Below are 23128 nucleotides of genomic sequence, written 5' to 3' on the forward strand. Positions count from 1 at the left end.
AAACATAATAGGCATTGAGCGTGTCGAACGTCAGGTAATCCGGTGGTGTGCCACAAGTCTTTTCGTGGGGCACGAGAATTCCGCCTGATTCCAGACATTGCAGTCCAGGGGCGTCCTGATCGGGCGAGCTGCGCTCAATAACCTTGCATGCGCCATCCGGCTGGTAGCAGGCACCAACCTGTGCCCCATCATTATGGTGCCCCAGGCCTGGAACAAATCCGCACATATAGGTGCCGGGTTCTGCGATGCCTCCGGCCGTACTGTCGATCGACCCTGGCAATCCGCCGACCCAGCCGTAGAAGTGATCCCAGCCCAATACTGAGGGGGTGGCATCTTCTGCTTCGTTGTTTTCGGGTCCGGCCAGGTGGAACTTGCCGAACATGGCGCTTTCGTAACCCGCTTTCTTGAGCAGCTTGGGCGCCGTGACGTCGTAGGGCGACAACTGGGAATTGGCCAGATCTTGTGGACCGATGGCTTGATTGATATTGGTACGCAGAGGATAGCGACCGACGAAGAATGCCGCACGGCCGGGCGAGCATTCCGGCATCGACCATGTGTTGCGAAAGCGCACGCCGGCATGAGCGACGGCATCAATATTGGGTAGATCGGGGCCGATGGCACCGCCATAGCCGAACACCTTCATTTGGTCGATGCCCACGTCGTCCATGATGACGAACAGGATATTGGGGCCTTTGTTGGCGGTATCGTTGTCGGAACCGCTGCTGCTGCCACAGCCGGCAAGCGCAAACGCGGCCAGGCCGGCCGCCAGAAATGCTGGAACTGTCTTCTTCAAAGTTATCTCCAGTACGTGGCGGCTTCGGCACAACAAGAAAGTCGCCTTTCGAGTTGCCGCAAAGCGTACCAGATTTCACTTGGTTTGCCTTCAAAAATTTTCGTTACAAAGGTGTTGCCACGCAGAAACTTGTTGCGGTGTTTAAAGAGGGTGGGGCCTTCGGCAAAGAGACCGGGCACCCTAATTGCTGACCGCTTTTCTGGCCCGCAGCAGTATCTGAACGGATGTCATTGGCGCATGAACGGGGAACAAATGGTCTGGGTAAAGGCGGTGCACATTGTTGCTATCGTTATATGGAGTGCCTCTCTGATCTACCTGCCTATATTGATGGCCGGACATAGTCCGCGTCTTTCCAACCCGGAGTATCTTCGGCTCCATGGCATGGTGCGCAGAATCTACCTCTGGATCGCCTCGCCCTTTGCTCTATTTGCCATAATCAGCGGCACTGTCCTGATACCGCTTCGCAACGTTACGGAACCCTGGTTTGCCGTCAAATTGCTTGTGGTAGCTCTGCTTGCCATCATCCATGCGCGCTGCGGCACATTATTGGCCAAGCAAAGTCATAGCGCCGAGCGGGCAAATCGCTTTTCCCGAACGATGCGCATTCTTATGCCCGTCTTGCTGTTTCCCTGTGTTCTCTGGTTGGTACTGGCCAAGCCGCGGCTGCCCTTCGATCGGGCTCACCCACTTTCCGTTCCTGTGAAGTCTGAATCCGGCGAACGCGTTTCTACGCCTCTTTTACCCCTACCCTCTCTTCGAAAACAAGCTTACCCCCCAGCCATCCGGCCACCGAGACCAGAAGCAAACCCAGCACCGAAAGTGCCAAGCCCCATGGCAAAAGCGCCTCTATGGGGTCGGACCAGCGTATGAACCAGTTCAGAAAGGCGACGGACAAGAGCATGACGGCGACCACGAAATGGCTCCACGCGGCGGCCCGACGGCGAATGGAGGTAATGATCAGAAGCTCGGCGGCACCTATCAGTCCTGCCACAATGCCCATGAATGTTCCGGCACCCAAGAGCCATAGCGACAGTCGAAGCCAGAATTCGTCCGCGGTAAACAGGAACGCCACATCCGTAGCCAGGGCCGTTATCAGGAAAGCGATGGGGAATGGCACCACCATAGGGTGCAAGGGATGGCTGCCCAACGCCACCGCGGTATGTGGATTGTTGGATTTGTGGCGGAGCAAGAATCTCATGGTGAATGTCTTTAGGCCCGGGACTTCGTTTGGCAAGCAAATGCCGTACCACCACAAGGAGCCGATCGCAGGGGCGGGAAGCACGGATAGACGGCGAGTTCCCCGGGTGGTTCTTGCCTCGCTGGTGGCCATGCAGGGCGTTTTGTCCGGCTGCGATGCCAGCCCTCTTTCGGTGCTGGATCCCGCCAGTGGGCAGGCGCAGCATATCGCCCATGTATGGCAGTGGATGGCATGGGGAAGTCTGCTGATACTGCTGCTTATGCTCACGCTGACTTTTATTGCGGTCAGGCGCCGCAGCCACGGAGGTCTGGCACGGCGCCCGTTCTTATTTTTGCTGGGTGGCGGCGTGGTGTTTCCCCTAAGCGTGATGACTACGCTTTTGATTTACACGTATGCCGCGGCTCCCCCGGCTCAGCAGGCGCAATATCAGGTAACTGTCACGGCGCGGCAGTGGCAATGGGAAGTCAGGTATCCCGATGCGCCCGGCGGCGTGCGGCGTTCAGTCAATGTGATTCATATTCCCGCCCGCGTCGCCGTGGCGATCGAGCTGCGGGCCTCCGATGTGATTCACGGTTTCTGGGTGCCGCGCCTTGGCGGCAAGATGGACGCAATCCCTGGGCGGGCCAATTCAACACACATCACTGCCGACACCCCGGGTGTATATCAAGGGGTATGCGCAGAATACTGCGGTGTGGGACACGCCGGCATGCAGTTCACGGTCATTGCCCATGAACCCGCGGACCTTGCCGATGTGCTGGCGTCTCTTCCCGCCGACCCCGAAGGAACACAATGACGGAAACGCGCGATACAGGAACCTTGCACCGTAATCTTGACGCGCTATGGCGATCCCCTCCGGGCTGGCGTGGCTGGTCGGCTGTCAACCATACGGCCATGGGCAAGCGATTCATGATGGCGGCGCTAGTCTTCTTTCTGGTAGGCGGTGTGCTGGCCATGTTGATACGCGCGCAGATTGCGACGTCGCACAGCGGGTTTGTTGATGCCGACATGTACGGTCAGATGTTCACCATGCACGGCACGGTGATGATGTTCCTGTTTGTCATACCCATGCTCGAGGGGTTCGCATTTTATCTGTTGCCAAAAATGCTCGGGTCACGCGATCTTGCGTTTCCGCGCCTGGGTGCCTATGGCTGGTGGTGCTACCTGTTCGGAGGCTTGATACTGATGGGCGGCATGGCGCTGGGGCTGGCACCCTCCAGCGGTTGGTTCATGTATACGCCTTTGTCGGGCAGCCAGTTCACGCCCGGCATCAACAGCGATATCTGGCTGATAGGCATTACCTTCGCAGAAATTTCTGCTTTATGTGGTGCGGTTGAGCTTATCAGTACCATACTCAAGATGCGGGCTCCCGGCATGAGCCTGTCTCGCATGCCGATATTCGCCTGGTACATGCTGGTAACGGCAGGGATGATACTTGTGGGCTTTCCCCCCTTGATTCTGGGGGGAATCCTGCTTGAGCTCGAACGTGCATTCGGGTTGCCCTTTTTTACGGTGGAGCTGGGTGGTGATAACCTGCTATGGCAGCATCTGTTCTGGATGTTTGGCCACCCCGAGGTCTACATTATTTTTTTGCCGGCAGCCGGCATGGTCTCTACGCTGATCCCTACGTTCGCGCGCCATCCCCTGGTTGGCCATGCCTGGGTAGTGAATGCCATTGTCGCCATGGGTTTTCTTAGTTTTGGCCTGTGGGTACACCATATGTACACCGTAGGGATACCGCAACTGAGCCTCGCATTTTTCTCGGCGGCCAGCATGCTGGTTGCCGTACCAACCGCCATTCAGTTCTTCTCCTGGATTGCCACCCTATGGTCCGGGAAGGTGGTGTTGCGTCTTCCCATGTTGTTTTTGGGCGGTTTCCTCGTGATCTTTACGCTGGGAGGCCTGACCGGCGTAATGGTGGCGTTGATCCCTTTCAATGTTCAGGTGCATGACACTCATTTTGTTGTCGCACATATGCATTATGTGCTTATCGGGGGAGCGGTGTTTCCGTTGATGGCCGCAGCCTACTACTGGTTGCCGCATCTCACGGGGCGCATGCCCTCTTTACGCCTGGGATCGGCCGCGTTCTGGTTCATATTCATTGGCTTCAACCTGACCTTTCTGCCCATGCACCTGACCGGCCTGTTGGGCATGCCCCGTCGAATATTTGCGTATGGCGCGGATACAGGTTGGGACACCTTGAATCTGGTCAGCAGCCTGGGCGGGTTCATTCAAGCCATCGGCTTCGGCATCTTCATACTGGACATGATCCTGCATGCCCGTAAAGGCGATCTGGCGCCCCGCAATCCTTGGCGGGCGGGGACGTTGGAATGGGCCATGCCCCTGCCTCCACCGTCATACAACTTTGCCGGCATACCTGAAGTAAATGATCGCTACCCGCTCTGGGCTGAACCTGATCTGGGCGAGCGGGTCGAGCAAGGAAGGGCTTGGCTTTGTACTGATTCGCCACCTGCTCGCCAGACCTTGAGCGTAGATGTCCTTAGCGGAAAGCCGCTCAGCGTGATTCATTTGCCGGGTCCGACCTGGGTTCCGCTGTATTGCGGCCTGACAACCGGAGCATTTTTTCTGGCCTTGTTGCTCAAGAGCTACGGTGTGGCGCTATGGTTTGCCGGAATTACGGTTTTGCTGTTTCTGTTCTGGGCATGGCAACTGGCCCCTAAAGGGAATCCAGCCTGTGTCGACGCGCAGACAGGCGTCGACCTTCCCGGGCACTGGGCAGCAAAAGGATCGCCCGGCTGGTGGGGAATGGCTTGTGCCCTTGTGGCGGATGCCGCCCTGCTCGCGTCGTTGATCTTTGGCAGTTTGTTCCTAAGCTTGTATGCACCCAATTGGCCGCCTCCCAGGTGGTTGGAGCCGCCCTGGTGGGTATGGGTAATGTTGGCTGGCTCTTTGCTTGGAATGTTATGCGTGGCGCTGCTGACACCGAAGAAAGGACGGACTGCGGTTCTGCATGTATGGGGAATTATTTTCCATACATCCGCACTGGCGGTCTTGGTGACACTGGTGTCGTACCTGGATGGGCCCGCCACCCATGCCTATCCCGCCTTGATGACAGTGATATTGATTTATCTGGCCCTGCATGTGGGTGTCGCTTTGCTGATGTCGGTTTACGCGTTGTGTCGGCACCTGCTCCACGCGCAGGCTCAAGGCCTGGAGGAGCTTCGCGTGCAATCGCTCTGGGGCTTGTATACAGCATCAAGTGGTGCAGGCTTGATGCTGCTGATGATCTGTTTGCGAGGTTGATCATGCATGCTTTTCGCCCCGGTTCTTCAGACCGCATGCAAACAATCGGCGCGCCCGGTCTTTGGCGTGTCATAGCGGGCTTCATTGTCTGGTCAAGCGCGTTCGTGACTCTGTACGTAGGGCATGCACTGGCCTGCCTTTATGTTCCGGCGGTCATGTCAGCAACAGGCGTGCGTACGATACTGCTGGCATGCTGGATTCTTCATTTGCTGATAAGCGCGTGGCTGGTCGCGCGAAGCGTGAATCAACACTCGCATGTGCAGCGCAAAGCCCCTTCGGTCCGGTCCCCTTTTTTGTGGCGCACTGCCCTGCTTGTAGATGTCTCTGCATGGGGAGCCATATTTTTTACGGGCCTGCCCTTACTGGCATTTGACGTGTGTACACCTTGATTCATGGCCGCTGGTCTCGCGTGCTTGGTCAAAACGATGGTTAACCCCAATATGTAACAAATGTTCTTGACCGACATTTTCTAAGCGCGTAGAGTCGCTTGTGGCGTCTGAATCACCGTCGGGGCGAGCGCCAAAAAACTGAAGTAATGCTGAAAACCAAGAATTAATGCCCTAGGTAGCAAAAAGGAGGAAGCATGCATAAAAAGTTGACGCTCGCGGCGGCTATCGCTGCAGGTTCAATGGTAGTAATGGCCTCACCGGCTCTGGCTGACATCAACGTCGGCATTTCCTTGTCCACCACCGGTCCTGCGGCCGCACTTGGAATTCCCGAAAAGAACACCGTACCCTTGTTGCCCGACACCGTCGCAGGCGAGAAGGTCAACTACATTGTGCTGGACGACGCGACCGATGCCACGCAGGCCGGGCGCAACGCCCGCAAGCTGGTCGACGAAGACAAGGTTGATATTATTCTGGGTTCGTCGGCCACTCCCACCAGCGCTGCAATTGCCGAAGTCGTAAACGAAGCCAAGACGCCTCTTATAACAATCGCGCCTGTCGAGCTTCCCGCAGACAAGAACGAGTGGGTGTTCCGCGCGCCACAACACTATGACGTCATGGCCGACGGCCTGATCTCGCACATGAAGGCAACCGGCGTAAAAACGCTGGGCTTCATTGGCTACACCGATGCGTACGGCGAAAGCTGGCTCACTGCCATGAAAAAGGCCACTGAAGCGGCCGGCATCAAGCTTACCGCCGTCGAGCGATTCAACCGTACCGACACCAGCGTAACGGGTCAGGCCGTCAAGATCGTGTCAGCCAAGCCGGACGCAGTTCTGGTGGTGGCGTCGGGCACACCGTCTGTCTTGCCCCAGGTTACCTTGCAGGACCGTGGTTTCAAAGGACAGATCTACCAAACCCACGGTACGGCAACAAAAGAGTTCATGCGAGTGGGTGGCAAGGCTGTTGAAGGCACCATCATGCCGGTCGGTCCCGTGGTAGTGGCCGATCAGCTTCCTGACAGCAACCCCTCCAAAAAACTGGGCCTCGACTATACCGAGCGTTACGAAGCCAAATATGGCAAGGGATCGCTTTCAGCCTTCGGAGCACAGTTCTATGACGCGTTCCTGTTGTTCCAGAACGCGGTTCCTGATGCTCTCAAGGCAGCAAAACCCGGAACTCCTGAATTCCGTGCTGCGCTTCGCGATGCCATCGAGAAAAGCAAAGAAGTCGTTGCCACACACGGCGTCTATAACATGACGCCTACCGACCATTTCGGTATGGACGAACGTGCACGCGTTCTCATCACGGTTAAGGATGGCGACTGGTCGCTTATCGACATGGAAGCTCTTAATAAGAAGCAATAAGCCTTTAAGGCAGCGCGCGTCGGGATGACGCGTGGCAGAAGTCTTCTGACTTCTTTCAGGCCCGCCTTATTTCGGTAAGGCGGGCTTTTTACATTCTGTTTGATCAGGGTCAACCCCAATACCCGGCTCGAGGGTTAGAATGAACTTACTGTCGAGACGCTGCGGACTCTGTTTGGTCCCGTCGATGTCGACTCACGGTTTTCTAACTGCTAACGGAGCCAGATATGTTCGCCAAATTTGCCCTTGCCGCTATATTGTCCGCCGCCGCGCTTCCTGCCATGGCCGCCAATTGCGAAACAGTCATCGAAGGCAACGATGCCATGCAGTTCAATCTCAAAGAGATCACGGTCGATAAGTCTTGTGAAAAGTACACGGTCACGCTCAAGCACGTAGGGAAGTTGCCGGTGTCTGCGATGGGTCATAACTGGGTACTGACAACCACCGACAATATGGAAGCGACCGCAAAAGACGGAATGGCGGCCGGCGCGGCAAATGGGTATCTCAAGCCCAACGATGATCGTGTCATCGCACATACCGATATGATTGGTGGCGGCGAAGAGTCATCGGTCACGTTCGATGTCAACAAACTGACAGCCGGTGAAAACTACACCTACTTTTGCTCGTTCCCTGGCCACTGGGCCATTATGAAAGGCACGCTCAAGCTGGGCAGCTGATTCCCTCATACAAATTGTTTTATCCAGGCGGCATACCGGTGCAGCCAGTCCTGCAATAGTTCGTGCATGGCTGCGTCGTCCATGCCGCCTACGTGTTTGTACCGCCGGTCATCGGTACGTAGGCTTGTGGCGATAAAGTGAACGCCAGGCAAGCGCCAGACCTTTGGGGCTGCTGTCTTATCCACAAAGTCTGTGCATAAGTGTGCGTATAACTGGTCGCTGCCGGGTGCGAGCCCTCAAATTTACAGGGCTTTCAGTTCACTGGACAAAAGCAATGCATTTTGTAACTACGCTCGCCTGAAACCGGCGACCGGGGTTTTCACCTATGCCGTTTCCTCCTCGTTGCGCAATTAGTTATGTATCATAATTAATTTCTTTCACACAGCGTAAACTGAACAAGAGGGTTTGGAATGGCCATCGAGCAAGGCGACGTACTCTGGAGTCCCAGCGCACAGCAAATCAACGAAACGCGATTGGCAAGCTTCATGCAGTATCTGCAGAAGCACTACAAAAAAGACTTTGACGACTACGCATCGCTATGGCAATGGTCGGTGGATGAGCTCGAAGAGTTCTGGACCGCCGTCTGGCAGTTTTTTGATATTCAAGCCGATGGCGATCCAGGCGTGGTGCTGGCGGATGCAACCATGCCAGGCGCAAAATGGTTCCCCAACGTGCGCCTGAATTATGCCGAGCATGTCTTTCGCAATGCTGACGCTTCCCGCCCGGCTTTGCTGGCGCGAGGTGAAGATATCGCCCCGCGAGAAGTGTCGTGGCAGCAACTCCACGACGACACGGCCGCTCTTGCTGCGTATTTGCGTCGGTTGGGCGTGCAACCGGGAGACCGTGTGGTTTCGTTCATGCCCAATCTGCCCGAAACCGTCGTTGCCTTTCTTGCCTGTGCAAGCCTGGGCGCAATCTGGTCCAGTTGTTCACCTGAAATGGGCGTTTCTGTGGTGGTCGACCGCTTTCAGCAGATTGAGCCCAAGGTCATGTTTGCGGTAGACAGTTACCGCTACAACGGAAAGGTGCATGATCGCAGCGCTGTGGTCAACGAGCTGCTGGACAAGCTGCCGTCGATCGAACATGTCATTCACGTTGCCGGTCCGGCTGCTTCCGGAACTCCGGCCTGGCGGCAATCTGCATCGTGGAAAGATGCCTTGGCCAGTTCCGAACCACTGAAGTTTGAACGGCTCCCCTTCGATCATCCTTTGTGGATCGTCTATTCGTCGGGGACCACTGGCATGCCCAAAGCCATGGTGCACGGACATGGCGGCATTGTGCTGACCCACCTCAAAACCATGCAGTTGCAGCATGATGTCCGGGCAGGTGACCGGTTCATGTTTCTTGGAAGTACCGGCTGGATCGTCTGGAACCTGATGGTTGGCGGCTTGTTGTCGGGCGCTACGGTTGTGCTTTACGACGGCAATCCCTCTTACCCTGACACCCAATCCTTATGGCAATTTATAGACGAATTCGGCATCACACACTTTGGATGTGGTGCTGCATTTCTTATCCAGTGCAAGAAGGATAACCTCAAGCCCGGGGCCCAGGCGGATTTCAGATCTTTGCGTAGCATCAACTCCACCGGCTCACCCCTGCCCCTTGACGCGTACGAATGGGTTTATGAAAACATCAAGAAGGATCTCTGGCTGGCGTCGATCAGCGGTGGTACGGACATTGCCTCGGGATTCGTCGCCTGCACTCCCATTTTGCCCGTCAGTGCCGGCGAGATTCAATGTGCCGAGCTGGGCGTGGCCGCATATGCCTTCAATGACGAGGGCCGCGCAGTGATCGACGAGGTGGGTGAGCTTGTCATTACCAAGCCCATGCCCTCAATGCCACTGTATTTCTGGAACGACACGGACAACAAGCGATATCTGGAAAGTTACTTTGACACCTTTCCAGGGTATTGGCGACATGGCGACTGGATTCGATTCACTCCGCGTGGCACATCGGTCATCTATGGTCGCTCGGACACTACGATCAACCGTCACGGCATTAGGATGGGTACAGCCGAAATCTATCGGGTGGTCGAAGAGCTTCCCGAGATTCGTGACAGCCTGGTGGTCGACCTTGAGTATCTGGGTCGCCCGTCTTACATGCCCCTGTTTGTGGTTCTGGCCGACGGTGTCGAACTTGACGAGGCATTGGTCAATCGCATCAAAGAGCAGATCCGCAGCAAGGCCTCGGCGCGACACGTACCCAACGAGGTGCTTGCCGTAACCGAGATTCCGCGCACGCTCAGTGGCAAGAAGATGGAGCTGCCGGTGCGCAAGCTGTTGCTTGGCGCAAGTGCCGACAAGGTCGCCAGTCCCGACGCCATGTCCAATCCACAAAGCCTGGAATGGTACGTGCAGTTTGCCCGACGCCTGAACGCAACGGTGGCAGAGTCCTGAAATGGAGCCTGACTTGCGAATGGCACAAAGCCCGATGCCCTCGTCAGGCGGACGTCGTGCCGACGCACCGACGTCCGAATCCGGCGTGTGCCACGCCCTGGCCGCTTCGAACATGCATCAATTGCTGGGATATCACTGCAGGCGTGCCTTTTTGCACCTCGAACCTTTCTCTGATCCGAGAATGTCCAGGTTTGGTCTGCGTCCCGCAGATTTTGCAGTCTTGAGTCTGCTGTTGGCGAACCCGGGGCTAAGCCAAAAGGAGGTTGCCCACGGCATCGGTGTGGCACCCCCCAATCTGGCACCCGTCCTGGAGCGCCTGGAAGCCAGGGAGTTACTGTTACGCCAACGAAGCGTGCAGGACGGTCGCATTCAACACTTCTTCTTGACCACACCTGGCAAGGCTTTGTGTCGCGAAGCAGAGGCGCAGGCGGCGCAGATCGAATCCGAAGCGGCCAGCGCCTTGACAGATTCCGAACGTGACACGCTTATGGCACTCCTGAAAAAGCTTTACGATTCGGGTAATACCAAGCCGGAGCATGGTTTAAGATAAGGTGCTCCTGCCCCTGCATCTTGCACCGTGGGCGCTTACTCATCAGGTCAACAATGAACACTGTACTGGTTCCTATCGACGGGTCTGAATCGTCGCTAAATGCACTCAAGGCCGCGCTTGCCATGGTTGGGAATCATCCCGAGGCCGCTCTTCGCGTGGTCACGGTCCAGCCTCCCATTGCATCGGGCAATGTCAAGCGCTTCATCTCGGCCGAGATACTTAACGAGTATTACGAAGAAGAAGGTGAAAAGGCCCTGAAAGATGCCCGCGAGTTGTTGTCGGGCGTTTCGGTGCCGGTCACATTCGCGGTTTTGGTTGGTCCTGTTGCCGAGACCATCGTCGAACACGCCAAAGAGCAAGGCTGTTCTCATGTGGTAATGGGTACCCGAGGGCTTGGCCGTGTAACGGGCCTGGTGTTGGGTTCGGTGGCCACCAAAGTCATCAGCCTGATCGATATTCCTGTTACCTTGGTGAAGTAAGTGGCGGCGACTAGGGCTTTAGTCCCACCTTTAATAGTCGCCCGTCCCTTTCGTCGGTCAGCACCCACAAGTAGCCGTCAGGCCCAACCCTGACATCGCGAATACGCGCGCCGATATCTTCCAGCAACCTTTCTTCGCCGATTATCTTGTCGTGGTCAAGAGACAGCCGGATTACTGCCCGGTCTACCAGGGCACCAACAAACAGAGAGCCGCGCCAGGGCGGGAACTTATCGGCATTGTAGAAGGCCATGCCGCTTATGCCCGGTGATTTCTTCCAGACGTAATGAGGAGGCTCAGTGCCCGGGGCGGTCTCGCCTTTGGCTTCCGGTATGGGCAAGCCTGAATAGTTGATCCCATGCGTGGCGATCGGCCATCCATAGTTCTTGCCGGCCCCGGGGATATTGATCTCGTCTCCGCCACGTGGGCCATGTTCATGTGTCCAGAGCACTTTTGTCCAGGGATTCAAAGCGGCGCCTTGCTGGTTCCGGTGGCCGTACGACCAGATTTCCGGCAGCGCGCCGTCGTGCCCGATGAAGGGGTTGTCTTCGGGTATGCTTCCATCCGGACGCAGGCGCACGACCTTGCCTTGTAATTTGTCGAGGTCCTGCGCAGTCGGCCGCTGATTGTTTTCGCCTAACGCAATGAACAAATGACCCTTGTCGTCGAATACAAGACGCGACCCGAAATGTACGCCGTTCGATAATTTTGGCCGTTGCCGGAAAATGACCTGGAAATCTTCCAGACGCTGCCCATCATCTGTCAGCCTCCCGAACCCTACGGCCGTACCGGCCGGACCTTCCGAGGGATTTCGGGGCGATCCTTCTGCATACGACAAATACACACGGCGCGTCTTGGCAAAGTCAGGGGCTATCGCGACGTCCAGTAGCCCGCCCTGCCCCTTAGCAAAGACTGCCGGTGTGCCCTGAATTGCTCTGGATAATCCTTTTTGAGCTGTCCATATCCGTAATCGGCCCGGCCGTTCGGTAATCAGAACGCCCTCGTCATCAGGCAGGAATGCCAGGCTCCATGGGTTCTCAAGGCCTTGCACGACGGTACTGACCTGTACTGAATTCGCGGTGCTGCGTCCCTCTGACTGTTGCGCCTTCGGTGAGGAAGGCCCAAACGCGAGCACAAAGGACACGCTCGCCATCAAGGCCCTGCCTGAAAAGCATCGCAAGCATCTTCGGGTGAATTCAAGGTTGCCGACAGTGGCCATAGTTGCGTCCGGTTCAGGCGACAGGGTCTATTCTTCGTGGCAGATCGGGTTGGGCTTCAGGCTGTGCAGGGGGTACAGGAGCCGGGGGAACTATGGGGGCAAATCCCTTGCCCGATTTTTCGAAGAATCCGGCCAGCATGTCGACGGGGACAGGAAACACCAGAGTTGAGGTCTTGTCTCCGGCGACTTGCGTCAGGGTTTGCAGATAGCGCAGCTGCATGGCCGAAGGCTGTTCGGCCAACTTCTGTGCAGCTTCCATCAAGGCCTGGGCTGCCTGCTTCTCGCCCTCGGCGTGAATCACCTTGGCGCGACGCTCCCGTTCTGCCTCTGCCTGACGGGCGATAGCGCGGACCATGCTTTCGTTGAGATCGATATGCTTGATCTCGACGTTGGTTACCTTGATGCCCCAACCGTCGGTCTGCTGGTCAAGAATGGTCTGGACATCGAGGTTGAGCTTCTCACGCTCGGAAAGCATATCGTCCAGATCATGCTTGCCCAGCACCGCCCGCAAGGTTGTCTGCGCGAGCTGGCTGGTGGCATCCAGATAACGCTCGACCTGAATGATGGCTTTCTCGGGCGCTACCACGCGGAAATAGATCACAGCATTGACACTGACCGAAACGTTATCGCGTGAAATGACGTCCTGGCTGGGTACATCCATGGTGACGACGCGCAGATCGACCCGCACCATCTGCTGCAGGCCCGGAATGACAACCACCAGGCCGGGACCTTTGACCGCGGTAAAGCGCCCCAGCGTGAAAATGACGCCACGCTGGTATTCGCGCAGAATCTTCAAGGTATTGATCAGGATGATCACAACCGCGATCAACAGGATCAGCAGGCCAAAATTCAGATCGAAATCGATGAAGAACATAGAGGTTTCCTTGCTGGGCTAAAGGTTTCTGGAAACGGGCTGCGCCGAAGACGGAGCGACAACGTCAACTGTAAGAACCAGACCGTCAATCGACACGACGCGTACCTTCTGGCCGGTGCGCAGCGGCTGGTGGCTTCGCACCTTCCACAGCTCCCCCTGCACCTCGGCATAAGTGACATCGCCCTGGGTTTCGGTAACCGTCCCGGTCTGGCCTATCATGTATTCGGTACCGCTGACGATGCGGCTTCGATATGACCGCAACGCCAGATGACCAATGATCATCAGTACTGCGACACTTAACAGCGCCGACCCGATGATAAATGGCAAACCCAAATCAAAACCGGGAATGTCATCGTTGGTCAAGAGTAGCCCTCCCAAGACGAAAGCCACGACACCGCCTGCACCGGCGATCCCGAAACTGGGCAGAAAGACCTCGGCAATCATGAGGCTCAATCCGAGAAATATCAGCCCGACACCGGCCCAGTTGACCGGAAGCAGCTGAAAGGCATAAAAGGCGAGCAGCAGGCTGATCAGCCCCGCAACGCCCGGCCCTGCCAAGCCGGGGCTGGTGACTTCGTAAAACAGTCCGTACACACCTATCATCATAAGTATGACTGCAATTTGCGGGTTGGCGATTAGCAACAACAACTTTGTTCGCCAATCGGGTTCGACCTGGGCGACCGGTGCGTCAGCGGTTTGCAGTTGCACCACTTTATCACCTGTAATACGGATATCGCGTCCATCCAGCTGCACCAGAAGGCTGCGCAGGTCGGCGGCGATCAGATCGATAACGTTCTTATCGAGCGCTTCCTGCGCCGACATGCTGGCCGCATCGGTAACGGCCAGTTCAGCAAACCCCACGTTTCGATCCCGCAACTGTGCCAGACTTCGAATGTAGGCCGCAGCGTCGTTGCGGGCCTTGCGAGACATCGCGTCTTCCGGCGGCGCGGAGTCTTTTTCTTTTGACGCCTTGGCGGGCGACGAGCCTCCTATCTGAACCGGAGTTGCAGCGCCAATATTGCTCGCGGGCGCCATGGCGGCGATATGGCTGGCATACAGAATGAAGGTTCCGGCGCTGGCTGCGCGGGCACCAGTGGGCGCCACGTAGGTCGCCACCGGAATCGGCGAAGCGAGGATGGCCTTGACGATACTTCGCATCGAAGCGTCGAGGCCACCCGGGGTATCCAGAGTGATGACCACCAGCTGAGCCTGATCGGTGGCGGCGCGCTGAATGCCACGGATGATGAAGTCAGACGATGCCGGGCTGATGACACCGTCAAGGCGCAATTCAACGACCTGATTGCTGCCCTGCCCGGTAGAGGCGCCTGCGCAAAGCAAGAGCACCAGCGCTGTAAAGGCGAGGGCCAGCCAGCGCGTACATGAGTAAGGATTTGGAATCGATCGGATCATTGCGGCTTCCGATTGGGGCGCCCCGTGAACGCCTTCTGTGTCAGTATAGTCCCTACGAGCGCTACGCCGGCTCGCGGTTACCGTTTGGCGCTTTCATGCGACCGGCGACGCGGGCGATTTCCTTTGCGAGAATTACGGCGTGGTTGTGTGTCGTATCGTGCGCACTGTACAGAAGCGTCATGTGTTTAGCATGCGCGTTGCGTATGAGTTCTTTGATCCGCTGCAACTGTTCTTCAGTGCGCAGCTGAGTCTGGTAATCCTTGCCAAACTGCTCCCAGTGCTCGGGCTTGTGAGCAAACCACTTTCGCAACTCAGTGCTTGGGGCGAGATCTTTGCACCAGATATCAAACTGGACCTCTCTCCTGGAAAGGCCGCGCGGCCACAAGCGGTCGACAAGCACACGGTATCCTTCATTTGCTTGTGCCTCGTCGTAGACACGTCGAATATCGACCTTGAATTTCATGAGTAGACCTCTTGAAATGAGCAAGAATGATTCGGATGCCGTTCCGGCGGCTGCAGCGACCACCTTGACCCGCGACCAGCTTAGTGGCGGGTCATCTCGATTGGCACAATCCACTTGTCATATTGTTCGGCCGTGACATGGCCCAGCGCCAACGCCGCTTCGCGCAATGTTGTGCCCTCTTGTTGCGCCTTCTTGGCAATGGCGGCGGCCTTGTCATAGCCGATGTGCCGATTCAGCGCAGTGACCAGCATCAGGTTCTTTTGCAGATTGGCCTCGATGATCTCGAGATTGGGCTCGATCCCGGCTGCGCAATGGTCGTTGAAGGCGCGACTGGCATCGGCCAGCAAAGAGATGCTTTCCAGCACGTTGTGAACCATGACGGGCTTATAGACATTGAGCTGGAAATTGCCTTGGGTGGCGGCAAACGCAACCGCCGCATCGTTACCGAATACCTGGGCGCAGACCATGGTCATTGCCTCGCATTGCGTGGGATTGACTTTGCCCGGCATGATTGACGAGCCGGGTTCGTTATCAGGAATGATCAACTCGCCGATGCCGCAGCGCGGGCCGCTTGCCAGCCATCGCACGTCGTTGGCCATCTTGAACAGGGCACCGGCGAGCAATCGCAGAGCAGCAGACAGGTTGGCCAAGGCATCATGTGCCGACAAGGCAAAGAACTTGTTTTCGGCAGACTTGAAAGGCAAACCGGTGATCTGCGCGATGCGTGCGGCGGCAGTTTCGCCAAAACGCGGATGGGCATTGAGCCCGGTACCGACAGCTGTGCCACCAATGGCCAGATCATAGATGCCCGGCAAGGCCGCTTCCACTGCTTGCAGTCCAAAGGCTATCTGGGCAACCCAACCACCGATTTCCTGTCCCAGCGTGATTGGAGTGGCGTCTTGCAGATGGGTGCGCCCGGTTTTGACGACCTGATCGTATTCGTGTGCCTTGTCGGCCAAAGTGGACTGCAATTGACGCAGCGCCGGAAAAAAATCCCTTTCCAGCTCTTGGGCGACCGCGATATGCATGGCGGTGGGAAATGTGTCGTTCGAGGATTGACCGCGATTGACATGATCATTGGGGTGGACGGGGCTTTTGCTTCCCATGGTGCCGCCCGCCAGTTCTATGGCCCGGTTCGAGATCACCTCGTTCGCATTCATGTTCGACTGAGTGCCCGACCCCGTCTGGAACACGACGAGGGGGAATTCCGCATCGAGCTTGCCAGAAATGACTTCGTCGGCTGCCCGTACGATCAGGTCGGCGATATCCTTTGGCAGCTCACCCAGCTCGGCATTGGCTTCCGCGGCAGCTCGCTTGAGGATGCCGAGGGCGCGAATGATGGAGGCCTGCCATTTGAACCGCGAAACTCCGATAGGAAAGTTATGAATGGACCGCTGTGTCTGTGCCCCCCAGTACCGGTCGGCGGGAACTTCGATCTCACCCATGGAATCGGTTTCAATGCGCGTCTTGGCCATAACTGTGAGCTCCTGTGTGATGCCTGTGGGAACCGGCCTTTTCCGGTTTAGCCCGGGATAGACCGGCGTCTTGGAACTATACGCTTTCGCTCTCGTGCCTGCGGGACGTCGGGGCGATGTGAGGCTTGGCCAGCAGGTCGCTCCAGATGTTGGCGACATCGAGCAGGCGATTGGCAAAGCCCCACTCATTATCGAACCAAACTAGCGTGTTTGCCATGCGGCGTCCACATAGCCTGGTCTGACTGCCGTCGATAATTGCCGAGTGCGGGTCATGATTGAAATCTATCGATGCGTGTGGCTGGTCTGAGTATGCGATGTACTCAGGTGCATGCTCTGCAGCGTTTCGCATGAGTGCATTGATGTCTTCCGCCCGTACGTCATCGCGGGTCTGAAACATGAGATCGATGGCGGACACGTTGAGCGTCGGCACCCGGATAGCCTTGGCCTGAATGCGCCCCGCAAGCTCTGGCAGCAGGCGCTCTACGCCTTTTGCCAGGCCCGTGGCAACGGGTACAAAAGACTGCATGGCAGAGCGGGTACGACGCAGGTCGGAGTGGTGGTAGCCGTCAATGAGTGGCTGGTCGTTCATGACGGAATGCAAGGTGGTCAGGAAAGCCTGTTCTACCCCGAAAGCCTGGTGCAACAAGTCGAGTACCGGCACGATGGCATTCGTCGTGCACGAAGCGTTCGAAACCAGGCGCTCTGTGCCCGTGAGGTTCTGGTGATTGATCCCATAGACCACAGTGGCGTCCACATCTGCTGCGCTGGCACCTGGATGTGAAAGCAGCAATCGCGGCACGCCCGCACTGATGAAGCGCTGCAGCTGTTCACGGGTGCCATACTGCCCCGAGCATTCTATGAGCAGGTCGATGCCCAGCCCCTGCCAGTCGACCTCTTCGGGAGTGCCGGCGTGAGTGACGGCAATGTCATGCCCGTCGACCCGCAGACAGTTTTCGCCCTGCTCCACCTTGCCATGAAATACCCCATGAGTAGAGTCGAAGCGTGTCAGATAGGCCATGGTATCCAGATCCGCCGGTTCATTGATTGCGACGATGCGGAATCGGTCTTTGGATGGCGATTCGTAAAGGGCGCGCAAGAAACAACGCCCAATGCGGCCATATCCGTTTATAGCCAGGCGAATCTGAGTGTTCATGTGTAAATCCAACTTCAAAAGGTAATAGAAAAACCGCCGTCCACAACCAGTATATGACCATTGACATAGGAGGCTGATGGCGAGGCCAGAAACACGGCGGCTCCCGTTATTTCGGAGGGGTCGGCCCAGCGCTCGAGCGGGTTTCTCCCTAGAACCCTCGGCCCCTGGACAGGGTCTTTTGCCAGCCGGTCATTGCTTTCTGTAGCGAAGGTGCCGGGTGCGATGCCGTTGCTGGTAATACCGCTGGGCCCATATTCCACTGCCAGTGCCTTGACCAGGCCGGCCAAGCCATGTTTTGCGACCGCATAGACGGCATCGCCGGGCCGGGCAATACGGTCTGCGATAGACGTCATGCTGATGATTCGGCCGGCAATGCCTGAGGCTCGCATTGCCGCTGCCACGAGCTTGGACAAGTGCATGGCGGAAACAAGGTTGATGTGAATCAATGACTGGATCTGCTCCAGAGAGGAGTCATTCAGCGACTTTCGAAGGCGGATGCCGACGTTGTTGACCAGGATATCCGGCGGGCCGGCCTCCTGGCACAACTGTTCGATGGCTGACGCCTGAGCATCCAGGTCGCCGACGTCGTAAACCAATGCGCTTGCCTGCCCTCCCAACCGTGCTATGAGTTCGACGGCCTGATTGACCCGGTCGCCTGAACGACCGTTCAGCAGGACCTTTGCGCCGCTGGCTGCATAAGCCTTGGCAATTTCGAATCCCAGACCGCCGGTGGAACCGGTGATCAACGCGGTTTTGCCGGCTAAAGAGAAATCAGGTGCGTGCATGAGCTGGATGACTGTAATCAGACAAGGGGAAACATAGGCAGAGTGGCCTCAAGTCGATATAGTAATGGCTCCGCACATTCAAGGTCACTTCATGCTCACCTGGCTTAAGCCTCCTGTAATTCGCACGGGTCTCATTTCTCAAGACGTGGCGGCTTCGCCCGTACCGCCTGTCTATCCGATTGAAACTTTCTTCAGGAACCCCTCCCGAGGCTATTTCAGGTTGTCAGACGACGGCTCGATGCTGGGTTTCATGGAACCTGTTGTTATCGACAATCAGCCTGAGCGCATGAACATTTTTGTACAGCCGCTTGACGGTTGCCGGCCAGTAGGCGAAGCGTGCCGCATTACCTCAGAGGTACAGCGGGATATCAGCGCTTATTTCTGGAAAGGCGCGCATACCGTCATCTATGAAAAGGATTTCAACGGAGATGAAAACTTTCACGTGCTGGCGGTTGACATCAACAGCGGCGCGGTTGTAGACCTTACGCCCTTCGATGGAGTTCGCGCCGGCATCGAGGACGACCTGGAAGACGATCCCGAACACATGCTTATCAGTCACAATGGCCGGCACGCCGAAGTATTTGATGTTTACCGTACCAATATTAAGACTGGTGAGTCGGTGTTGGTGGCGGAGAACCCCGGCAATGTCATCGGCTGGCAGACGGATCACTCCGGGCGCGTTCGTCTGGCCGTAGCCAGCGATGGCCTGGATACAACCTTGCTGTATCGGGGCAGCGACCACGGAGATTTTCGACCGCTGATCCAGACCGATTTCCGCACGACAGTCTTGCCGCAGTTCTTTGATTTTGACGACAACGCTTTCTTCGCCCTCAGCAATCGCGGTCGGGACAGACTTGCTCTCGTGCGTATCGATCCGGCGCAGCCCGACAAAGAAGAACTTATCTACGAACACCCACAGGTCGACCTTGACGGCGTCGGGTACTCGAAATTGCGCAAAGTGTTGACCATGGCGGTGTACCAAACCGACAGACCGGGTCATCACTTTTTTGATGCGTTAAGCCAAGAGCGGCATGCGCGGCTTCAGGCGCATCTGCCGGGTTACGAAATTGCTTATCAGAGCAGCACCCAAGACGAAACCAAGTTCATCGTGGCCGCATATAGCGACCGCACACCGGGTAGCCGGTATATCTATGACGCGCATCACGACGCCATCCATAAGCTGGCTGACATCAACCCTGATCTGCCCGAAGAGCACATGGCGATTGTCCGGCCTATTGAATATCAGTCGCGCGACGGACTTACCATTCATGGGTACCTGACGTTACCCCTGGGACGTGAGCCCCGTCTGCTACCTTGCGTAATCAATCCTCACGGTGGCCCCTGGGCACGTGACAGCTGGGGATTCAACCCGGAGGCACAGTTTTTGGCGAATCGCGGCTATGCGGTGTTGCAGATGAATTTCCGTGGATCCACAGGTTACGGAAGGCAGTTCTGGGAACGCAGTTTCGGGCAATGGGGTCTGGAAATGCAAAATGACATCACGGATGGCGTTGAATGGCTGATTGACCAGGGCATTGCAGACCCGGCGCGTATTGCCATTTATGGAGGCAGCTACGGCGGTTATGCCACCTTGGCAGGTATCACCTACACACCCGAACTTTATGCTGCCGCCATTGATTACGTCGGTGTGTCCAACCTGCTGACCTTTCTTAATACCATACCGCCCTACTGGAAGCCGATGCTCGAGAAAATGTATCAAATGGTCGGGCATCCCGAGAAGGACAGGCAGCGGCTGGAAGCCACGTCTCCGGCCCTTAACGCCCATCATATCCAGACGCCGCTATTGATAGCACAAGGTGCGCATGATCCCCGCGTCAACAAGGACGAGAGCGACCAGATGGTGGCAGCGTTGCGGGCGCGTGGGATCGATGTCGACTACATCGTCAAGGACAATGAGGGGCACGGATTTCATAACGACGAGAACAAGTTTGAGTTTTATCACCGTATGGCGAGCTTCCTGGATACCCATCTTGGGCGCACCGGGAATCCCGCCCAGACCACAAGGAGAAATAAGTGAAACTGTACTACCTTAAGGGCGCCTGCCCTTTGGTGACTCAAATCGTCCTGGAATGGATGGGACTGCCTTACGAGGCCGAGTCCGTCGAACGCGACGCGTTGAAGAATCCGGAGTTTCTTGCGCTCAACCCAGTGGGGTCTGTGCCGGTCCTGATCGACGGCGATCTGGTACTGACACAGACCGTCGCAATTCTTGAGTACCTGACCGAATTGCACCCGGACGCCGGTTTGCATGGCGCCGATATTGTCGAGCGAACAGAAGTGCGACGTTGGCTTAATTTTGCCAACTCCGACCTGCATCGGACCTTCTCGATATTGTTCGGTGCACAAACGTACAGCGACGACCCCGCAATACAGAAGGTACTTATCGACAAGACAGCAGAGCGCCTGCGCTTCCTTTACGGCGTCATCGACAAACAGCTCGAAGGCAAGGACTGGATGACCGGCCGTCGCTCGATCGCCGATTCTTATGTGTATGTCACGGGCCTGTGGGCCAGAGTCAAGGAGCTGGACCTTTCAAACCTGCAGAACCTCCAGCGCTTCATGCAGCGTCTGGATGCCGACCCAGGTGTTCAGGCAGCGCTGAAAAAGCAGGGTCTGATTTAAACCGGCCCTGTCATTGCCCTGTTATGAAAAATGCCGGCACTTGCCGGCATTTTTTTAAGGGTAGCCATATCTGGCAACTGGTGCACCAGGTTTTGCAAAGATGAACTACCCCCAACTGCGGGGTTTACTTTGCAAAGTCGGATGCCAGTTCGCCGGCACGATCAAACGCCGCACGCATGGCCGCCTGAACGGTCTGTTCAAAGCCTTGTGATTCAAATACCGCCAGGGCCGCTGCGGTGGTACCACCTTTTGAAGTGACCCGTTCACGCAAGGCAGCTGGTGTTTCGGGTGACAGTGCGGCCAGTTCGGTGGCTCCGCGAAGCGTTGCCAGTGCCAGCTTGCGTGCGTGTTCGGCGCTGAGCCCCAGTTCGAGCCCGCCCTTGATCATGGCTTCGAGAAACAGGAACACGTAGGCCGGCCCGCTTCCGGACAACGCCGTAACGGCATCCAGCTGTGTGTCGTTTTCTACCCAGACATACTCGCCAACGGACTTGAACAGCAACTGGGCCACAGCCTTATCGTCGTCGGAAACGCCGTCAAGAGCGAGCAGCCCCGAGGCCCCCGCACCGATCAGCGCCGGCGTGTTGGGCATGCAGCGAACCAGCCTGGTCCAGGGTGTGCCGCTGCCCAGCCAGCCCGCCAGGGTGCTGCTTTCGATACCCGCGGCGATGCTGATTACCAGGGTATCGGGACGCAGGAAGGGTTTGCATTGGGCGACGGTTTCCTTCATGACTTGCGGCTTGACCGCAAAGATCCAGACGCGCCGCGTAGACAGAGTTTCATCGGCAGCCGACGCAGTACTGACGCCCTGTTCGCGCCAACGCGATAGTGCCTGTTCGTCGATGTCGACGACATGCACATCGGAAGCGCCGCAGCGCTTGCCGATAAGGCCCGAAGCCAGGGCGGAGGCCATATTGCCACCGCCGATGAACGCCATGGTAAGTTCGTGATTCATGTATGGGAACAGGTTAGGAAGCGTCTATTGCAATAGACTGCGCAGCATCCAGGCGTTCTTTTCGTGGATGTCGAGACGACGTGTAAGCAGATCGACGGTTGGAGCATCTTTTGCTTCTTCAGCGCGTTCGAGCGCTGCTCGTGCCGTTTTGGCCACGGCTTCGTTTCCCTTGACCAGGAAACGCACCATATCGTTGGCTTCCGGCACGTCGGTTGGAGCCGTGATGGACGCAAGTTTTCCGTATTGGGCATAGGTGCCCGGTGCGTAATGGCCCAGTGCCCTGATCCGCTCGGCAATTTCATCCAGAGCCTGCCACTGCTCGGTGTACTGCGTCATGAACATGTCGTGCAGCGTATTGAAGAGCGGCCCGGTTACGTTCCAGTGAAAGTTATGAGTGGTCAGATAAAGCGTATATGAGTCGGCAAGCATTTTTGAAAGCTCGTGCGCGACTGCCTCACGATCTTTGGCGCTGATCCCGATATCGATCGCGATGCCTTTCTCGGTTTTACTGGAGGACTTGCTTGATGCCTTGGCCATTTTTGCATCTCCGTTTGGGTGAGGAAAGTCGGGTTAGCATACCATGTCGGTGGGCTCTTCCAGATACTGGACGCCGTCCAGTTTTGTGCGATGTATGGCCTTTATCAAGGCCTGTATTGCGGTCGGCCTCGGGAAGCTTTTTCTCCAGGCCAGAACAACTCGCCGGTCAGGTACAGGCTCTTTGAATGGAATATAAGTAAGTAGATCGTTCTTGGGAACGCCCGAGCCTACAGCGCTGGCAGGAAGCACGGTAATGCCGACCCCGGCCGCCACCATATGGCGGATCGTTTCCAGCGACGAGCCTTCGAAGGTCCGTTGTATCCCTTCACTTGAAGCTGAAAATCGCGAAAGCTCGGGGCAGACTTCGAGCACCTGGTCCCGGAAACAATGGCCGGCACCCAGCAGCAACATGGTTTCTTCCTTCAGCGCGTCGGAGCTTATCTGCTTATGATCCGCCCATGGGTGTCCCTTTGGCACGGCCACTACAAAGGGTTCGTCGTAAAGCGGCTGAAC

At 56.8% G+C, this 23128-nt stretch carries 22 protein-coding genes and 1 pseudogene; 11 read left to right on the plus strand and 12 right to left on the minus strand.

Going from position 1 to position 23128, the window contains the following annotated elements:
• A partial coding sequence (locus tag Q1J88_RS09580) for a sulfatase-like hydrolase/transferase (protein ID WP_301117431.1) occupies window positions 1-793 on the minus strand: 793 nt, incomplete at its 3' end.
• A gap of 252 nt (window positions 794-1045) precedes the next feature.
• Here Q1J88_RS09580 and Q1J88_RS12915 point away from each other — a divergent pair.
• Window positions 1046-1441: pseudogene (locus Q1J88_RS12915) on the plus strand (CopD family protein); the annotation flags it as partial.
• Window positions 1442-1520: 79 nt separating this feature from the next.
• Here the strand turns inward: Q1J88_RS12915 and Q1J88_RS09585 are convergent.
• Window positions 1521-1991 (minus strand): DUF2231 domain-containing protein, encoded by a 471-nt coding sequence (locus Q1J88_RS09585; protein WP_301117432.1) that lies wholly within the window; start codon window positions 1989-1991, stop codon window positions 1521-1523.
• A 40-nt stretch (window positions 1992-2031) separates the two neighbouring features.
• Between Q1J88_RS09585 and Q1J88_RS09590 the strand changes: the two genes are divergently transcribed.
• The 8 genes from Q1J88_RS09590 to Q1J88_RS09625 all read left to right on the plus strand — a co-directional run bounded on the left by Q1J88_RS09590 (window position 2032) and on the right by Q1J88_RS09625 (window position 11104).
• On the plus strand, window positions 2032-2784 hold the full coding sequence (locus Q1J88_RS09590) for a hypothetical protein (RefSeq protein ID WP_301117433.1): 753 nt from the start codon (window positions 2032-2034) through the stop codon (window positions 2782-2784).
• Entirely contained in the window at window positions 2781-5252 is a 2472-nt protein-coding gene (ctaD, locus tag Q1J88_RS09595; protein WP_301117434.1) for a cytochrome c oxidase subunit I, read from the plus strand. The genes Q1J88_RS09590 and ctaD overlap by 4 nt, the downstream gene beginning before the upstream one ends.
• Window positions 5253-5287: 35 nt before the next feature.
• Window positions 5288-5641 carry a hypothetical protein gene (locus Q1J88_RS09600; RefSeq protein ID WP_301117435.1) on the plus strand — a complete coding sequence of 118 codons (354 nt, stop codon included), beginning with the start codon at window positions 5288-5290 and terminating at the stop codon, window positions 5639-5641.
• 239 nt (window positions 5642-5880) lie between these two features.
• Complete coding sequence (locus Q1J88_RS09605; protein WP_301117453.1) at window positions 5881-7005, plus strand: ABC transporter substrate-binding protein; 1125 nt, start codon at window positions 5881-5883, stop codon at window positions 7003-7005.
• A gap of 224 nt (window positions 7006-7229) precedes the next feature.
• On the plus strand, window positions 7230-7679 hold the full coding sequence (gene azu, locus Q1J88_RS09610) for an azurin (protein ID WP_301117436.1): 450 nt from the start codon (window positions 7230-7232) through the stop codon (window positions 7677-7679).
• 410 nt (window positions 7680-8089) lie between these two features.
• Window positions 8090-10075: an acetoacetate--CoA ligase gene (locus Q1J88_RS09615; RefSeq protein WP_301117437.1), complete on the plus strand. Its 1986-nt coding sequence runs from the start codon at window positions 8090-8092 to the stop codon at window positions 10073-10075.
• A 19-nt stretch (window positions 10076-10094) separates the two neighbouring features.
• Window positions 10095-10625 (plus strand): MarR family winged helix-turn-helix transcriptional regulator, encoded by a 531-nt coding sequence (locus tag Q1J88_RS09620; protein ID WP_301117438.1) that lies wholly within the window; start codon window positions 10095-10097, stop codon window positions 10623-10625.
• A 53-nt stretch (window positions 10626-10678) separates the two neighbouring features.
• Entirely contained in the window at window positions 10679-11104 is a 426-nt protein-coding gene (locus Q1J88_RS09625) for a universal stress protein (RefSeq protein ID WP_301117439.1), read from the plus strand.
• A 10-nt stretch (window positions 11105-11114) separates the two neighbouring features.
• Here the strand turns inward: Q1J88_RS09625 and Q1J88_RS09630 are convergent, their stop codons facing one another.
• The 7 genes from Q1J88_RS09630 to Q1J88_RS09660 all read right to left on the minus strand — a co-directional run bounded on the left by Q1J88_RS09630 (window position 11115) and on the right by Q1J88_RS09660 (window position 18480).
• Window positions 11115-12254 carry a PQQ-dependent sugar dehydrogenase gene (locus tag Q1J88_RS09630; RefSeq protein ID WP_301117440.1) on the minus strand — a complete coding sequence of 380 codons (1140 nt, stop codon included), beginning with the start codon at window positions 12252-12254 and terminating at the stop codon, window positions 11115-11117.
• Window positions 12255-12333: 79 nt separating this feature from the next.
• Window positions 12334-13185, minus strand: coding sequence for a slipin family protein (locus tag Q1J88_RS09635; protein ID WP_301117454.1), 852 nt, complete (start codon window positions 13183-13185; stop codon window positions 12334-12336).
• A 27-nt stretch (window positions 13186-13212) separates the two neighbouring features.
• A complete protein-coding gene (locus Q1J88_RS09640) occupies window positions 13213-14604 on the minus strand; it encodes a nodulation protein NfeD (RefSeq protein WP_301117441.1) in 1392 nt (463 codons plus the stop codon).
• A 61-nt stretch (window positions 14605-14665) separates the two neighbouring features.
• On the minus strand, window positions 14666-15067 hold the full coding sequence (locus Q1J88_RS09645) for a DUF488 family protein (protein WP_301117443.1): 402 nt from the start codon (window positions 15065-15067) through the stop codon (window positions 14666-14668).
• Between the two features lie 80 nt (window positions 15068-15147).
• Window positions 15148-16542 carry a class II fumarate hydratase gene (fumC, locus tag Q1J88_RS09650; protein WP_301117445.1) on the minus strand — a complete coding sequence of 465 codons (1395 nt, stop codon included), beginning with the start codon at window positions 16540-16542 and terminating at the stop codon, window positions 15148-15150.
• 76 nt (window positions 16543-16618) lie between these two features.
• On the minus strand, window positions 16619-17695 hold the full coding sequence (locus tag Q1J88_RS09655) for a glyceraldehyde 3-phosphate dehydrogenase NAD-binding domain-containing protein (protein ID WP_301117446.1): 1077 nt from the start codon (window positions 17693-17695) through the stop codon (window positions 16619-16621).
• A 14-nt stretch (window positions 17696-17709) separates the two neighbouring features.
• Complete coding sequence (locus tag Q1J88_RS09660) at window positions 17710-18480, minus strand: SDR family oxidoreductase (RefSeq protein WP_301117447.1); 771 nt, start codon at window positions 18478-18480, stop codon at window positions 17710-17712.
• A gap of 91 nt (window positions 18481-18571) precedes the next feature.
• Between Q1J88_RS09660 and Q1J88_RS09665 the strand changes: the two genes are divergently transcribed.
• Together Q1J88_RS09665 and Q1J88_RS09670 are read left to right on the plus strand one after the other, a co-directional pair.
• A complete protein-coding gene (locus Q1J88_RS09665) occupies window positions 18572-20518 on the plus strand; it encodes a S9 family peptidase (protein ID WP_301117448.1) in 1947 nt (648 codons plus the stop codon).
• Window positions 20515-21123, plus strand: coding sequence for a glutathione S-transferase N-terminal domain-containing protein (locus Q1J88_RS09670; protein ID WP_301117449.1), 609 nt, complete (start codon window positions 20515-20517; stop codon window positions 21121-21123). The genes Q1J88_RS09665 and Q1J88_RS09670 overlap by 4 nt, the downstream gene beginning before the upstream one ends.
• Window positions 21124-21247: 124 nt before the next feature.
• Here the strand turns inward: Q1J88_RS09670 and proC are convergent, their stop codons facing one another.
• The 3 genes from proC to Q1J88_RS09685 all read right to left on the minus strand — a co-directional run.
• The gene (gene proC, locus Q1J88_RS09675) at window positions 21248-22078 is read right to left on the minus strand and encodes a pyrroline-5-carboxylate reductase (protein ID WP_301117450.1); all 831 of its coding nucleotides are present in this window, start codon (window positions 22076-22078) and stop codon (window positions 21248-21250) included.
• 24 nt (window positions 22079-22102) lie between these two features.
• A complete protein-coding gene (locus tag Q1J88_RS09680; protein WP_301117451.1) occupies window positions 22103-22615 on the minus strand; it encodes a Dps family protein in 513 nt (170 codons plus the stop codon).
• A 33-nt stretch (window positions 22616-22648) separates the two neighbouring features.
• Window positions 22649-23128: LysR substrate-binding domain-containing protein (locus tag Q1J88_RS09685; protein ID WP_301117452.1), on the minus strand; the 480-nt coding region annotated here is incomplete at its 5' end.

Origin of the sequence: Pusillimonas sp., assembly GCF_029263785.1 — a bacterium.
In the GTDB taxonomy this organism is placed as follows: domain Bacteria; phylum Pseudomonadota; class Gammaproteobacteria; order Burkholderiales; family Burkholderiaceae_B; genus Pusillimonas.

Excerpts from the sequence above, each read along its gene's own strand:
- Q1J88_RS09585 (WP_301117432.1), bottom strand. The coding sequence starts at position 1,991 with ATGAGATTCTTGCTCCGCCACAAATCCAACAATCCACATACCGCGGTG.
- Q1J88_RS09590 (WP_301117433.1), top strand. The coding sequence starts at position 2,032 with ATGCCGTACCACCACAAGGAGCCGATCGCAGGGGCGGGAAGCACGGAT.
- ctaD (WP_301117434.1), top strand. The coding sequence starts at position 2,781 with ATGACGGAAACGCGCGATACAGGAACCTTGCACCGTAATCTTGACGCG.
- Q1J88_RS09600 (WP_301117435.1), top strand. The coding sequence starts at position 5,288 with ATGCAAACAATCGGCGCGCCCGGTCTTTGGCGTGTCATAGCGGGCTTC.
- Q1J88_RS09605 (WP_301117453.1), top strand. The coding sequence starts at position 5,881 with ATGGTAGTAATGGCCTCACCGGCTCTGGCTGACATCAACGTCGGCATT.
- azu (WP_301117436.1), top strand. The coding sequence starts at position 7,230 with ATGTTCGCCAAATTTGCCCTTGCCGCTATATTGTCCGCCGCCGCGCTT.
- Q1J88_RS09615 (WP_301117437.1), top strand. The coding sequence starts at position 8,090 with ATGGCCATCGAGCAAGGCGACGTACTCTGGAGTCCCAGCGCACAGCAA.
- Q1J88_RS09620 (WP_301117438.1), top strand. The coding sequence starts at position 10,095 with ATGGCACAAAGCCCGATGCCCTCGTCAGGCGGACGTCGTGCCGACGCA.
- Q1J88_RS09625 (WP_301117439.1), top strand. The coding sequence starts at position 10,679 with ATGAACACTGTACTGGTTCCTATCGACGGGTCTGAATCGTCGCTAAAT.
- Q1J88_RS09630 (WP_301117440.1), bottom strand. The coding sequence starts at position 12,254 with ATGGCGAGCGTGTCCTTTGTGCTCGCGTTTGGGCCTTCCTCACCGAAG.
- Q1J88_RS09640 (WP_301117441.1), bottom strand. The coding sequence starts at position 14,604 with ATGATCCGATCGATTCCAAATCCTTACTCATGTACGCGCTGGCTGGCC.
- Q1J88_RS09645 (WP_301117443.1), bottom strand. The coding sequence starts at position 15,067 with ATGAAATTCAAGGTCGATATTCGACGTGTCTACGACGAGGCACAAGCA.
- fumC (WP_301117445.1), bottom strand. The coding sequence starts at position 16,542 with ATGGCCAAGACGCGCATTGAAACCGATTCCATGGGTGAGATCGAAGTT.
- Q1J88_RS09655 (WP_301117446.1), bottom strand. The coding sequence starts at position 17,695 with ATGAACACTCAGATTCGCCTGGCTATAAACGGATATGGCCGCATTGGG.
- Q1J88_RS09660 (WP_301117447.1), bottom strand. The coding sequence starts at position 18,480 with ATGCACGCACCTGATTTCTCTTTAGCCGGCAAAACCGCGTTGATCACC.
- Q1J88_RS09665 (WP_301117448.1), top strand. The coding sequence starts at position 18,572 with ATGCTCACCTGGCTTAAGCCTCCTGTAATTCGCACGGGTCTCATTTCT.
- proC (WP_301117450.1), bottom strand. The coding sequence starts at position 22,078 with ATGAATCACGAACTTACCATGGCGTTCATCGGCGGTGGCAATATGGCC.
- Q1J88_RS09680 (WP_301117451.1), bottom strand. The coding sequence starts at position 22,615 with ATGGCCAAGGCATCAAGCAAGTCCTCCAGTAAAACCGAGAAAGGCATC.